Origin of the sequence: Mycobacterium sp. 852013-50091_SCH5140682 (genome assembly GCF_001665685.1) — a bacterium.
GTDB lineage: Bacteria > Actinomycetota > Actinomycetes > Mycobacteriales > Mycobacteriaceae > Mycobacterium.
Map to the genome: position 1 here is coordinate 1 of NZ_LZTB01000052.1, position 13,278 is coordinate 13,278.

The window sequence follows — 13,278 nt, forward strand, 5'->3', positions numbered from 1 at the left end:
CCGCGGCACAACTTCACCGAGCTGCCCCGCATCCGGTCGGAGCGTCCCGCGTTCGAGCTGCACTACCCGCACATGATTCAGCGGATGCGCGCCGAATCCCACACCGGACGCAAGCACCAAACAGGAAAGAGTCAAATCACCGAGAAGTCGACCGAAGAGATCACCACCACATGACATCCCGCCCGCCTGCGATCACAAATCCCGATCGACAGTGTGGCAGCGACGGTCGCGAAACACATTGCTAATCAGTACTTCCCGAGAACAGCCGGCATGACCGCAGATGCGCGTCCTCGCCTGCTCGGCACAGGTCAGCTGAACCGAAAGAGTGTCGGAGCATGGATACTTCAACCAACACGACGGTGAGGCGCCCGCGGCGGCATCTAGTCCTCACCGCAGCCGGCGCCAAGTTCGTCGCCGTCACCGCGTGGGTGTCTTGGCGATACCCAACACACCGGCCGATACCGTACCAGCTCAGCTAGCCTGCCTTTCCGGACTTTTCGTCCCTGTAGGGATCGCGCTCGTCATGCTGAACAGGCGTAGCAACCCTATCCGTGGGGAACTAGTGGTGGTGGCAGGCTTTCGGCGGCGAGGCAGGTAGATCCAGTGCCGGGTTACCGTCGAAGAAGCCGACCGGCTTGAGATGGAAACCCGTGTAAGCGCATGGCATCACCGGCCAGTCCTCGGGGCGCACCACGTGATGCGCGCCCAGCGTGTACCAGAGCACCACATCGGTGTCTTCCAGTGGCGCATCGTCCGCGACGAATTCGGGCAGGCCCTGCACGTCGGCGGACTGGTACATGTAGTCGCCGGCGGCGAACATCTCCGACTGGTCGTACTTGGTCACCCACAGATTGTGCTGCACGAACCGCGCCCGGTCATAGATGTAGGAGCCCTCCTGCACCATCACCGGCACGATCTCCTTGGGCACCAACTTGTAGGCGACAGGTGCGCCGAGTTCGTTCACCTTCGACGGGTTCGTCACCTTCCAATACCGTCCGGTCTCCCAGTTCCAGTCGCGCGCGCCTTCGGCCTCCGACGCCACCAGGGTGTCCTGGGTGATCCAGGCGTTGTGGTGCGGGTTGAGCTCCGGGTCCGGCTCGGGCACCGAATCCACTTCGTACACACTGTTTCCGGCGCCGTCGACACTCATGTCGAGCCGGAAGTTGAAGAAGTGCTGGTGATTCGGGCCGTAGATGCCGGGGGCCACCATCTTGCCCCAGCGGGGCAACTCGCCCTCGGCGATGGCGCCGGTTGTCAGCACGCCCGACAACTTGACCTCGACCTCGATCGAGGCGTCGTTGTAGAAGTACCAGAAGAACCCGTACTCGTAGTTGCCCACGGTGCAGATCATCGACACCACCAGCCGGCGTGACCGGCGCACCTCGACCTCGCCGGTGCGGAAATCGGTATGCTTCCAGGAGATCCCGAAGTCCTCCTCGTGCATGCAGATCGCGTTCGGGATCACAACGGCGTTGCCGCTGGAGTCGTTGACCGTGCCGTCGAAATAGTGGATTTCACCGAGACAGTCACACCCCAATGTCAACGGGTTGGCCGAGAAGCCCATCCCGACCTCGCCCATGTCGAACACATTCTTGTTCCAGTGCGTCGGCGAGGTGTCGCCATAGGGCACCACCATCTCCGAGAGCGACCCGCGGTAGAGGATTGGCCGGGTCTCGCCGCGGTCGGTATAGGTCACCTCATGGACGGTGAGGCCCTCGCGCGGGTTGAATCCGATACGCAGCGACCACTTCTGCCACTGCACCTTCCATCCGTCCACCGTGAAACTCGGTCCGTCGGGCTGGGTGATCTCGATGGTCTTGACATCGTCGCGGAATTGCGTGAAGGCCGGGCGGTTGTCGGGCGAGAACATGAACCGCTCGGAGTAGTTACCCGCCATCGGCGGCAGCGGGACCACGCCGTGGTCCTCGATGTCGATGACCTCCATCGCGTCGAGGTCGAACGTGACGATCAGCCCCTCGACCGGGCGGGCGTAGCCGTGCTCGGACGGCGCGGCGCGCATGAACGTCAGCGGACGGCAGATCAGCGGCGAGTTGTCGTAATGGTCGCGTGCGCCGTAATAGCCTGCGGGCCAGGGATCGATCATCGCCAGGCTGAAGTCGGTGACGCCGCGCTTGCGCATCGCCTCCTGCCACCGCGGGTCCTCGCGAACCTTCTCCTCCACTCCCGTCATGTGCTCGACGAGATAGGACGGGAACCGGCCAGGCACGCCTTTCCACGATTCGATGACCCGGGCGCCCAGATCAACCACCGCCTCGTAGATCATTTTCGCCGACGCGTCGTACATGCTCGCGAACGCGCAGCGCGGGATGTCGGCGGCGCCTTCGAAAGTCAACCCGGCCAGCTTCGCCGGTTCGGCGAGCTGGATCATCACGAACTTCAGTGTCGGGGTGGCGTATTCGGATGCAGTGATGACGGCCGCCGCGGCCTCGATCTCGGCTCCGCTGAGCGGGTCGAGCGGGTAAAAGGTGGCGTCACCGGCAGGACCCGTGCTGGGCCGGGTGTCTTCCATGGTCACTTGGCAGTTTCCTCTGCTTCTTTGGTGAGATCGAACACCGCAAGATGCGCCAGGGCATCGTCTTGCGAGACCTTGTGCGCCGAGCGGCGGCCGAAGATGTACACGATCAGGCCGAGGGCGAACATCCCGATGCTGATGCAGCCGACCCAGGTCATCCACTCGCGGTCCCCGACACCGGCGCTGGTGAGCCAGGACTTGGCGAAGGAGTAGTACACGCCGGCGATGGTGCCGATGGTGCCGACGGCGACGGTGATCCAGACGCCGACCATACCGCCGGGGATGCGCCAGAACGTCTCGCTCGCATAGCGATCGGCGTACTTCTTGCGGGCGATCACGACCGGGATCAGGAAGAAGAACCCGGACAGCAGCCATACGGTAGACAGGCCGCCCTGCAGGAAGATCGTGGTGTTGACCAAGCTGCTCTGGGAGTAGAGCCCGATGATCAGCAGCGAGGAGAGCACGCCCTGGATCAGAATGGCCGACACCGGGTTACGGGTACGCGGGTTGAGGTGGGTGAAGATCCGCGGCAGGTGGCGCTCCAGACCCGACACGAAGATCAGCCGGGAGTAGGCCACCTGGTATGTCATCAACGCCACGACGATGATCAGCGCCAGCACCACCGCGCAGATCTCCATCAGGCCGGGGAAGCCCGCGACACCGAGCATGCCGATGACACCGGTCACCGCGTCGATCTGATCGGTGGGCAGCGCCATCATCGTGCCCAGCGTCGTCAGCAGGTAGATGGCGACCAGAGCCGTTGAACCCCACAGGATCATCCGCGGGCCGCTCTTGCGCACCGACAGGAATTCCGCACCCATGTTGTAGGGGGTCTCTACACCGAGCAGGTACAGCAGCACGGTGCCGTACAGGAAGCCCGACACCGCGAAGTTCGGGATCACCGCGTCGTGCCAGGTGAAGGGGGTCGCCGAGCCGTGGCGCACCGCGAACAGTGCACCGCAGATGAAGATGGTCAGCGCGAGGACGCCGAACACGACGAAGACGACGTTCATGATGCGCTGGTTGGCCGCCAGTTTGGCCAGTGCCAGGCCTACCACCACCCACATGATGACGAGCTGCAGGATGACGCTGGACATCACGCCGAGTTCGGCGTGGAACGCCAGCAGCAGGAAGGACAGCACGACCGCCGGGGAGGACGCGGCGTTGAGGATCACCGGCACCCACGACAGGTAGCCGCCGATGAAGCCCCAGGTCTCCCCCATGGTGCGGGTGGCCCAGATGTACACACCGCCTTGGCCGGGCCACAGGTTGCCGAGTTCGACGACGGCCATACCGGCTGGCACCAGAAAGGTGAGGATGCCCAGGATCCACATCGGGATCGCGGTCCAGCCGCCGGTGGCCATCACCGAGGAGCCGGTGATCCAGCAGATGATGAACACGTAGGCGGCGGTGAGGCCAAACGTGCTCATCACCTTGGGCAGGATCTGTTCGGGGACGAGTTCGGTCGTCATGAGTTTGTCGCGGTCAGCGACGGTCGAATGTTCCAGTTCTTGTGTCATGAAGTGACTCCCAATACCGTTGGATCAGTTGACGATCTGTCCATCCCGCATGCGGACAACACGGCTCGCTTCGTCGGCCACCGTGGGGTCGTGAGTGCTTGCCACGACCGTGACGCCCAGCGTCGAACACAGGTCGCGAAGCATGCGCACCACCGTCTCCCCCGTTCGGTGGTCGAGATTTGCTGTCGGTTCGTCGGCCAGCACCAGGGTCGGGTTGCTGATCAGCGATCGTGCGATGGCCGTGCGTTGCTGCTCACCGCCGGACATCTTGGTCGGCTGGTGATGAATGCGGTGCCCCAGCCCGACCAGCTCGAGCAGTTCAGTAGCACGTTTGCGCAGAGCCTTGCGGTCGTAGGGCTCGAACATCAGTGGCAGTTCGACGTTTTCGACCGCCGACAGGAACGGGATCAGGTTGTAGCTCTGGAAGATGAACCCGATGGTGTCGTGGCGCAGCGCGGCGAAGTGGCTCTCCGACAGCGTGGCCGTGTCCTGGCCCGCGACGCGCACCAGCCCCTTGGTGGGACGGTCGAGTCCGCCGATGATGTTGAGCAACGTCGACTTGCCGCTGCCGCTCGGCCCCATCAGGCAGACGAATTCGCCTGGCATGACCTGGAGTTCGACGGCGATGAGGGCCTTGACCACCTCATCGCCGAGCTTGTGCAGTTTCCACACGTCCGAGATTTCGATCACCGGCGCGGCGCCGGCCGACCCGCTGTCTGTCCGGGCGACCGTCTCGGTGCCGGACTCGTTGATGGCAGTCATGTCTTCCTATCCCGTGCTCAGCGATCGGATGGGTGGGCGGGAGGCGGCATTCCAGGTGGGGATGACGCTGGTGGCCAGCGCCGCGACGATGCTGACAGCGACGGCGATGGCGGTGCCCACCGCCAGGCCACCGACAGCCACGCCGGTCGGGACGAAGCCGATGGCGCCCAGCACCAGCCCGGCGATCACGGCCAGCACCGCGCCGCCGACGGCACCCAGCAGCGCCGCGATGACAGGTTCGACGAGCAGCGCGACCACCACGGGTGTGCGGGGAATGCCGTTGGCGCCCAGCACACCCAGTTCCCGGGTCCGCTGGGCCACGGTGCGGGTGGTGGCGACGGCCACCTCGACCACACCGACCAGCAGCACGGTGACCGCGATGAGCACCACGGCGGCACGGATCTCGCCGGCATGCCCCAACGATGCGGACTGGGCACTGATGCCCTCCGACATCCCGAACACGATGACGACCAGGAAGGCGCCGGTGGCGGTGGTGATGGCGGGCAACATCATCTCACCGAGCCGCCGCCGCGCGGCCAGCCAGCCGTAGGACAGTCCGTAGCGCATGGTTCATCTACCTCCGAGCAGATCGACCGGGCGTTGTTGCAGCAGCCGGTGCACCGGGATCAAGGCACCGACGATCGCCATGGCCGGGATGAACGCAGCCACCATCCCCGCAGCCTGAGCCCATGCGGTCACCGTGGCGATACCCGGGATCACTAGCGCCACAGCAGCTCCGGCGCCGAGCACACCGACCACGTAGGCGACGATGAATACGATCGCCGATTCGACGAGGAAGAAGTACAGCACTTCGTCGGCGAGGCCGATGCTGGACATGATGCCGAATTCCCGTTTGCGTTCGGCAACAGCGGCCAGGAACGAGGACACCGCGATGACGAAGCCCAGGACGAGACCGATCGTCGAGATGAGTCCCAACGTGGATCCGGTCACCTTGCCGGAGAACAGGGCCGAGAAGCTCTGCTCGAATGTCAGTGGGCCGACCCCGCCCACGGTGTCGTAGATCAGGCCGGACCCGGCGCTGTCGGGCTGCACCGACGGATCGGTGGTCGACGGCAGTCCGGTGGCGGCTCCGAAGATCTGGGCAAGGTCGCGGCGCTTCTCATCGGCGGCGGGCGCGGTGATCGTCCACCAACCGTCCTCCCCGACCACCGCCCGCGCCAGATCCGTTGGCACGGTGACCGATTCCCCGGATCCGCTGATATCGGCTGTCAGACCCTGGCCAGCGATCACCACCCGGTCGCCGGGTCCCACCCCGAGCCGGGTGGCGAGTTGACGACCGACGGCGGCATGTCCGGCAGCGATCGTGTCGCTGCCGCGGATCGACACCGTGGTCCCGTCGACGGTGGTGGTGCCCGACGGGGTGCGGGTGGCCTTCCAACCGTTGGGAATGCCGGTGATGCCCGGCGCGGGACCATCGGCCACCAGCGCCCGGGCCTCGTTGTCGTAGTGCACCCCGGCGGCGGGAACCACCCACAACTGGGCCCCACCTATCACATCGGTGACCGAATCCTCACCTGTGATCGCGAAACTCGCGGCGATGGTGCGCACTACAGTGACGCACGTGATCGCCAGCGCGATACCGAGGACGGATAGCACGAAGCGCTCAGGCCGGCGCCTGATGTTGGCCAGCGCGAAACGGATCAGGCACACGATGGTGTTGCCGGATGCGGTAGCGATTTCCGGTGACCGAGTCATCGTGGGGGGTGCGGCGGACTCCACGGAAGGATCGTGGGCGCTCCTTGTAAAGGCGACAGCAGTCTATGGTATCCGCCGCGTTAACGGAGACTGGTTGCGATTACAACAAGATGTCTCGGCCGCAACGGATTTCGTCGTTCGTCACAGAATCGGGGCCCCGATGATCAGTCCAAAGGCCAGCCAGGACACTGCCACGACCAGCACCGTAGCGGTGAAACGTGCTTGCGTCAGCACCCGTCCGACATCCGCACCTCCTGATCACGCCGATCAGCCGAACCGAGAACACCTGCGCGGCCATCCGCGAACTCACAGATGCGCGACGAAACCCGATGTCTCCAACACCAGCGAGGCTAATCATCTTCATCGTGCGATGGTGATTGCGAAGCAGGGTGTGGCGGTCAGCGCGGGTTACGGCCGGATCTCATGCCGCTGAACACCGAGATGAGTGATGCCGCATTCAAGAACGTCCCCGGGTGACATATCGCGGTTCTTGCCAAACCCGACACCGGGCGGCGTTCCCGTTGCCAGCAGATCGCCGGGAAGCAATGTCATATGGGTCGAGAAGTAGGCCAGTATCTCGGCGATACCGAATAGCATGTCGCTGGTATTGCCCTGCTGTTCGAACTGGCCGTTCAATTTGGTCCATACCTCGAGATTCATACCGTCGACGCCGGTTGTCAGATACGGGCCGATCGGGCAGTAGCCGGGACGCGACTTGGCCCGCACGAGATGCTGCTGCCCCTGCGCATCCACCTGCGTTGTGCGGTCAGACACGTCATTGAGGCAGACATATCCGAAGATGTAGCTGGCTGCCTCGTCGGCCGAGATGTCGCTTGCTTCGCGCCTGACGACGATGCCCAGTTCTGTTTCCCAGTCGAGGTTGACTTGCGGATTGGGGCCGCGGCTGATTGCATCCACCGGGCCGCACAAAGAGCTGATCGCTTTCAAGAAGACCTCTGGTTCCGAAGGCGGTTCCATGTTGAACTCTGCAATGTGTTTGCGGTAGTTGAATCCCGTCGCGGCGACCTGACGAATGTTGGCGATCGGTGCCAGATAGTTGACTGGACCCGCTAGTGCAGACAGGCGCGATTGATCGACGCGGTCCAGGGCGCCGGCGGCAATGCTATCTGGAGTGATATCCGCTACAAGCGGACGCAGATCCAACAGACGAGCCCCATCCAGCATGACGGGAACGACGGTGTCATCAATCTGTACCCGGGCGAATTGTTGTATTTCCCAACCTCTTTCAGTTCATCGATTGTCGTGGATATGGCTGTTTCTGTTGTTGCGGAGCTCATGCCGCGGACTGGGATCGGACAGCTTGCCTCACACGTGGAGCAGCCCCGGACCATTCGAGCACGCCATCATGCCAACATTGCCCTCCTGCCCAACGCTTTTGATGTCCGCCGTAACGGACTCCATCCTCGCGAGCGAGCCCGGTGCTCGCCCTACCGCTAACACCCATTTGTCTTACCGCTAGCTGCAAAAGCCGGGTCCATCCAGTTCGCTGAGCCGAGCTGTCGGGCTTATGTTGACCGCATGATGATCAATCGACGAACAATGCTCGCCGGGGCTGGTGCGGTCGGAGTCGCGGCTGTCGCCGGCGCGGGAGCCGACCGCGCATTCTCATCGTCTTTCCCACGCGACAACATCGAGGACAAGCACATGACCGATGACGCCGCTCGCTTCGGCAATCCCCGTATCCCGGCTGAACTGAACACGGCGCAGCCGCACATGTTCCACCTCGGTGCGCTACCGGAGACGCGGTTCGATGGCGGAACGTTACGCCAAGCCCACGAAGGTAATTGGCCGATTCTGATGGGACAGGAAGCCAGCGTGGTAATGGTGACTCTGGAACCCGGCGGCATCCGCGAACCTCATTGGCACCCGAGCGCCTGGGAAATCAATGTCATCACGCGCGGCGTTGCGACCTGGACGTTGCTCGACCCACTGGGGCACTCCGAGCACTTCGAAGCCAACGTGGGCGACGTGGTGTTCGCGCCGCAGGGCTCATTGCACTACTTCGAAAATAGAGGCAATCAAGAGCTTGATTTGCTCATCGTCTTCAATGCCAGCACAGAAGAAGGCAAGGACGATATCGGTATCGGCGCATCCATCACCAAGTTGCCGCCCGATGTGCTCGGCGCCGTGTTCGGCGTCCCAGCGTCGACGTTCGCCAATTTCAAGAAGATCAACGAGTCCGTGACGATCCTCAAGCGGCCGACGAACTAAGCCCAGCCCGAGCCGGGTTCGGTCCCGACTAGTTTGATCGCGGACGGTTCAACGGCTACCGAAAGATGTTCTGTCCCAGTTGCATGGTGGTGCTCGTCGAAAGCTCGCATGCCGCGTGGCCCTGCCCGTCTACCGGACGGGCAAAGGCCCGACCGAGCGCGCATCCACCCGTCTCATCCGCACCGTCCACTCTCAGCGGCGTTACTCGGCTACACAGTGCTCACCCAACCATGCACCGGCGGCCGACGCCGGAGCCGAAGTTGGCGACCTTGCCTGGGCCGCCGCTGCGGGTAAGCGGGCGCGAGTGGTCCTCGGTGCCGCCGATTATCGCGGATGCACCGAATGTGGTGTGGGCGATCGACTTCCAGTTCAATTCGACCGTCGACGGTAAGGTCGTAAAGATCGCCTCGATGGTCTCTCCTCGGCCGTGTCGAACACCGCGCACACATCTGGTCTACGTGAGCACACACCGCCAATTCGCACGAATTGTCTTTTATGGCAGCCGGAATCGCTCCCTTTCTCTGGCGAGGCTGGCGGACCGCGCTGCTGGTCCGCCGTTGCCGATAGCATTATGCGATGCCATTGCGCCTTACCGATGACACCCTTGTGCATCTGGCGCCAGGTATGTACGCCTGGTGCATGCTGCTCGAGTTTGCCTTCGACGATCAGCCGTCGGATTCTCATTTGATCGAGGCGGTAGTGGGGCATCCCCGGTGGCGGGACGACTGCATGAGCCCGTGGACCGGACCGTGTGAAGTGCACGGGCCGTACAGACTGGAAACCGTCACTGTCGAAGGATTTCGGCGGTGTACCGCCGCTGCGGCCTGGGAGGTCCTCATCAATTGGCCAGCCACGGACCTCAATCCGTGGGTCAGTGAGTCGCTGTTGCTGTCACAGGAGATTGTCGGGGCGTGGGTCGGGCCGTTAGTCGCTAGCGCGGACGAAATCTATCAGCTCACGGTTCCCCGCGAGAGCAATGAGCACGGGGCCGGATGGGTGGTCGGGAAGCGCGGGTTTCATGAGTTCATCGCGATCGACCGTCACGACAGCAGGCTCACGGTGATCATCGCAACCGACGACTGATGCCGATCGCCGCAGTGCAGTGCGGATTCGCCGGCATGGCGCAAACTCGGACGACAGGATAGTCGGACGCACACGAGCGTTCACTGAGCGTAACGGGCCAATTTCTTCTGTAGGCTCTCACGCTTCCTGCCATCGCGCAGTGCCGTTACCTACGGCAGCTCAACGTGTTTCACGTGGTGTCATCCCGAGGTCACCCGAAACTGCCCGACTAGCGAAGTCGCCACCGCGTGAGCAGTCCCTGTGGAGTCGAGTAGCGCACTACGCGTGTGCAACGCACGCTCGTCGAGGACGATCGACGTGCGACAAGCCCGACGGAACGCGCCTTGCCACCGTACGACCAGTTCCGCGCGGGCGATCTGTCGCTGTGGCGAGGTTAGGAGATACGGAGTGACCGCACAGACCTATGACGACCAGTTCGCTGGCCGCATCCTGCTCGACATACCGGCCGAGAATCCCATCTTCAATTTCGGGAACATGGCGCGCGCACTCGCGGGCACGATCAACGCCAGCGAGCCGCGCTTCGCAGTGGGCATTTTCGGCGGTTGGGGGTCGGGCAAAAGCACGCTGATGCGCGCGATACGGCGGCACGTGAATCCAGCCGAAGCTGTCGTTGTCGAGTTCAACGCCTGGCGATATGAGCAAGAACCCCACCTCATCGTGCCGCTGCTGGACACCATCCGAGACGGACTGTCGGACTGGGCGCAAAGCCATCCTGACGATGACCGGAGTCAGAAGATCAAGTCGGTGGCCGTACGCATCGGCAGGGTCATTCAGGCGCTGGTGCGGGCCACCAAGTTCGAGGTCGGACTTCCCGGTGCTGTCAAAATCTCGATGGAGCCCGAGAAGGCACTTGACGCGCTCACCCAGGGCGACCGTGATCCGGCCGCGAGGCCACAGTCTCTGTACTACGGCGCATTTCAGGAACTGGACACCGCATTCAACGAAATCCTGAAGGCTGGCCTGTCGCGAATCGTGGTTTTCGTCGACGATCTCGACCGCTGCCTACCCGAGCGCGCACTGACGGTCCTCGAGTCGATGAAGCTCTTCTTTGACACGGCGGGTTTCATTTTCGTCGTCGGCCTCGATGAACGCGTCGTGCAGTCGGCGGTGCGTACAAAATTCGCGCTACGGCCCGATGAGGAACGAGACACCGATCGTCAGATTGAGCGAGAGTACCTGAACAAAATCTTCCAACTGCCCTACAGCCTTCCCAAGATCGCCCCCGCCCAGCTGGATGAACTAGTGGGATGGTTGGGCGCCAATGCAGATCTTAGCGACTGGCAGCGCACCGACCTCATGGCGCGAGTGAAGGACAACCTCCGCTATGTCGCGGAAGAGGGGCGCATCAATCCTCGCGAAGTAAAGCGCTACATCAACGCTTACACCCTCCAGCGGATCATCCGCCCAGAACTGGCCCCAGACACCGCGCTTGCCTTGCAAACCATGGACTTCCGGACCGACTGGGAGGACTTCTATGAAGACGTGGTGCTGGCGGAACCCGACGTCTTCCTAGGGATACTCAGAAGCTTCCGAAACGGAGAGGACTCAGCATTCGAGGATGTCTGGCCGGACATCGGCGTGCTGCCCACTGACCTCTCCGAGTTTCTGCGGTCACCGCTCACGCACACGCTATCTGCGGAATACGACATCGAACGCTACCTGTCGTCGCTTGAGACCACTCGTAGTACTCAATCGTGGGTGCAGGACGCCATGCACGACGTCGGGCTGCTACGGCGGCATCTCCGCGCCGACGTACCAGACTCGCTGAAGTTCGGCAGTGACGAGGCCCGCACTGTCGTCGAACAGGTCCTGTCCGTTCTCGGTCGCCTGGAAAAGTTCGCGATATCGTCGGGCGGCTCTGCGAATCGAATGACATCCTTGACGCAGAGACTGAGGGACCAATTTCAGCTTCTCACGGCTCTGCCCAGTTTGACGCTTGCTCCGGAGTCGGACAAACAGGCGGCGGACCGGCTGGAGAACTGGAAGAAACTGACCGCGGCTCACATCAACGCACTGCAACAAGAACTGCGACTCATCCGACGCGCCTCCGCCGTTGGCCCGCGGTGACGCGGCCATCTGCGGATAACCGTGATCCCACGAAAAGGCGTTGATCCGTTGGTGACCCGGCCTGCAGCGTCGGTTCGCTGTGAAAGCTGGCAGATCGTCCACTTCCATCACAGGCACATGCCAGCAATGGATCAGATGCGGTGGGAGTCCGGCGAGGTCGATCAGAGCGATGGGAACAGTTGAGATAGACACGGCGTATGGCTCTGACCGGCACCTATTCGATCCGTCTCACGCCGGGGTTCACCGGCCTCCGTCTCACGGTGGACGGTGTCCCTACTCGCTTCACAGTCGCCCGCACCGTTGTCAGCTGTCGGGTATAGCCGTACCGTGCCGGGAGCAGGAACATCGGTCAGATCCTCTTGTCAGAGCATGCAGGTCGGATCTGACGAAGGCGGTTGGATTCCCGTGGGGTGGATGTCGTGGCGGTGTCGGAAAAGTCAGGGTTCCGCAGCGTGGAAGCACGGCAGCGCTATCTCGCGGTTTACGACCGCGTGCGTGCGCTGAGTCCGAAACCGGATGCGGTACATGATGTGCCGACCGAATTCGGTGTCGTACGCGTGTATCAACATGGACCCGACAGCGGGATTCCCTTGATGTTGCTGCACTGCTTCTGGGCCACCTCAGCAATGTGGGCGGAGTACGTGCCCGTTCTCACAAGCGATTTCACGGTGTATACCGTTGATCTGCTCGGCCAACCCGGCGCCAGCGTTCAGTCGAGGTCGATGAAATCGGCACAGGATTGCGCGTGCTGTCTTGACCAGGTACTCGGAGGACTCGGCCTGGCGGGCGTGCATCTCGTCGGACACTCCTACGGAGGATGGACGGCCGCGCAAACCGCGGGACGAATCCCACATCGGCTCGCGTCAGTGACACTCATCGAGCCGGTCAACACCGTCGCTCGACTGTCTGTGCGGTTCTGGCGTACTGGAGCATTGCTGTTACTCCCAGGTGCCGAGCGTAAGCAGCGCACCGTCGCCGAGATCCTTGGCCACCCAGTACCGGGTAGCCTCCTCGAGAGCGTGATGGAGTTGGTGATGGCCGCCGGCTCCGTGTTCGCTTCGTTCGGCACGCCGTTTCCCCGTTACATGCCTGATTCGCTGCTCCACACGATTGATGTGCCCGTGCAGGTTCTGTTGGCAGGAAACACTATTCACGACTCTGCGAAGGGGATCGACCGGATGCGTCGCGCCGCGCCGTCGTGGGAGCATCACCTGTGGCCGGCAGCGACACACATGTTGCCGTGTGAGGCCGTGAGCGACGTCGCCGCCTGCATCCGCGGGTTCGCTCGCCAGCACGCGCCGGGCTGAGGCGGGAGGTGCCACCCACTCCGCCGCCGAGATGTACGTGGTCGATGACACTGGAGCT

Annotated in this window: 11 protein-coding genes; 5 read left to right on the forward strand and 6 right to left on the reverse strand. The window is 62.9% G+C overall.

Annotation, left to right across the window (positions count from 1 at the left end; all coding sequences use genetic code 11):
• The coding region (locus A5784_RS38805) for a hypothetical protein (RefSeq protein WP_197514768.1) at positions 1 to 174 on the forward strand (174 nt) is incomplete at its 5' end.
• A gap of 385 nt (positions 175 to 559) precedes the next feature.
• Here A5784_RS38805 and A5784_RS15935 read toward each other — a convergent pair.
• The 6 genes from A5784_RS15935 to A5784_RS15960 form a co-directional block, all read right to left on the reverse strand.
• On the reverse strand, positions 560 to 2,530 hold the full coding sequence (locus A5784_RS15935; protein ID WP_156750600.1) for a primary-amine oxidase: 1,971 nt from the start codon (positions 2,528 to 2,530) through the stop codon (positions 560 to 562).
• A 2-nt stretch (positions 2,531 to 2,532) separates the two neighbouring features.
• The gene (locus A5784_RS15940) at positions 2,533 to 4,053 is read right to left on the reverse strand and encodes an APC family permease (protein ID WP_064945885.1); all 1,521 of its coding nucleotides are present in this window, start codon (positions 4,051 to 4,053) and stop codon (positions 2,533 to 2,535) included.
• Positions 4,054 to 4,077: 24 nt separating this feature from the next.
• On the reverse strand, positions 4,078 to 4,815 hold the full coding sequence (locus A5784_RS15945; protein ID WP_064945886.1) for an ABC transporter ATP-binding protein: 738 nt from the start codon (positions 4,813 to 4,815) through the stop codon (positions 4,078 to 4,080).
• A gap of 6 nt (positions 4,816 to 4,821) precedes the next feature.
• Positions 4,822 to 5,382, reverse strand: coding sequence for an ABC transporter permease (locus A5784_RS15950; RefSeq protein WP_064945887.1), 561 nt, complete (start codon positions 5,380 to 5,382; stop codon positions 4,822 to 4,824).
• A 3-nt stretch (positions 5,383 to 5,385) separates the two neighbouring features.
• On the reverse strand, positions 5,386 to 6,531 hold the full coding sequence (locus A5784_RS15955) for an ABC transporter permease (RefSeq protein WP_064945888.1): 1,146 nt from the start codon (positions 6,529 to 6,531) through the stop codon (positions 5,386 to 5,388).
• Between the two features lie 408 nt (positions 6,532 to 6,939).
• Positions 6,940 to 7,716 carry a fumarylacetoacetate hydrolase family protein gene (locus A5784_RS15960; RefSeq protein WP_064945889.1) on the reverse strand — a complete coding sequence of 259 codons (777 nt, stop codon included), beginning with the start codon at positions 7,714 to 7,716 and terminating at the stop codon, positions 6,940 to 6,942.
• Positions 7,717 to 8,070: 354 nt separating this feature from the next.
• Here A5784_RS15960 and A5784_RS15965 point away from each other — a divergent pair, with 354 nt between their 5' ends.
• The 4 genes from A5784_RS15965 (at position 8,071) to A5784_RS15985 (ending at position 13,220) form a co-directional block, all read left to right on the forward strand.
• Positions 8,071 to 8,763: a cupin domain-containing protein gene (locus tag A5784_RS15965; protein WP_156750594.1), complete on the forward strand. Its 693-nt coding sequence runs from the start codon at positions 8,071 to 8,073 to the stop codon at positions 8,761 to 8,763.
• A gap of 576 nt (positions 8,764 to 9,339) precedes the next feature.
• Complete coding sequence (locus A5784_RS15975) at positions 9,340 to 9,846, forward strand: hypothetical protein (RefSeq protein WP_156750595.1); 507 nt, start codon at positions 9,340 to 9,342, stop codon at positions 9,844 to 9,846.
• A gap of 387 nt (positions 9,847 to 10,233) precedes the next feature.
• A complete protein-coding gene (locus A5784_RS15980) occupies positions 10,234 to 11,913 on the forward strand; it encodes a KAP family P-loop NTPase fold protein (RefSeq protein WP_064945893.1) in 1,680 nt (559 codons plus the stop codon).
• A 419-nt stretch (positions 11,914 to 12,332) separates the two neighbouring features.
• Positions 12,333 to 13,220, forward strand: a complete 888-nt coding sequence (locus A5784_RS15985) for an alpha/beta fold hydrolase (RefSeq protein WP_064945925.1) — start codon at positions 12,333 to 12,335, stop codon at positions 13,218 to 13,220.
• Positions 13,221 to 13,278: the final 58 nt, after the last annotated feature.